The organism is Variovorax sp. P4_D9 (assembly GCF_056401695.1).
On the sequence record NZ_JBFUIU010001594.1, the window covers coordinates 1 to 929 of the forward strand.

General features: G+C 69.8%; 1 protein-coding gene. It reads left to right on the plus strand.

What is annotated here, in order from left to right; all coding sequences use genetic code 11:
* Nucleotides 1–929, plus strand: a 929-nt coding sequence (locus AC1DY5_RS57130; RefSeq protein ID WP_478122958.1) for a response regulator, incomplete at both ends; no start/stop codon positions are given.

Consider the following 929-nt stretch of genomic DNA (forward strand, 5'->3'; position numbering starts at 1 on the left):
GTGCAGTGGCTGGGACGGGTGGAGGGACAGGAAAAACTGYGATTCGAGGTGAAGGACACCGGCATCGGTATCTCTGCGGAGGACCAACAGCGCCTGTTTCAGCCGTTCAGCCAGGCGGACAGTGACGAGGCGYGACGACAGCCAAGTGGCACCGGACTGGGGCTGGTCATCTCCCGGCAGCTGGCGCAGATGATGGGTGGCTCGATCAGCCTGGGAAGCGAGCCCGGGAAGGGCACGACGATGACCCTGGATTTGACGCTGCCCGTCGCCGAGCCCCCGCCAGGCAGCGGCGCCGACGGCGCGAGCGCGCTCCCGGCGGCCACGGCCATGCGCCGCATGGCTCCCGGCACCGCGCAGGCCGAGACGGAAGGAACGCTGGTGCTGCTGGTGGATGACCACCCCGTCAACCGCATGCTGCTCCTGCGCCAGGTGCGAACGCTGGGCTATGCCGCCCAGACCGCCGACGACGGCGTCCAGGCCCTCGAGATGTGGAAGTCGGGTCGCTTCGGGCTGGTCATCACCGACTGCCACATGCCCCACATGGACGGCTACGAACTGACGCGCAGCATCCGCAGGCTGGAATCCGACGCGGGGCGCGAGCGCGTGCCGATCATCGCCTGCACCGCCAACGCGCTGCAGGGGGAGGCCGAGGCGTGCCTGGCCGCCGGCATGGACGACTTCCTGGTCAAGCCGGTGGAACTGGCGCAGCTGACCGAAAAGCTCGATCGATGGCTGCCGCTTCCCCGGGCCCCCTCGCCGCCCGCCGCTCACGCCGGCTCAAGCCCGGAGGCCGCCCCCTCCGTCAGCCCGATCGACCAGGCGCTCCTCACGGCGAATTGCGGTGGCGACGCGTCGATGGTGGGCCAGGTTCTTGCAGCCTTCCGGCAAACGTGCGAGGACGACTCGGCCGGACTCAAGCAGGCGGTGGC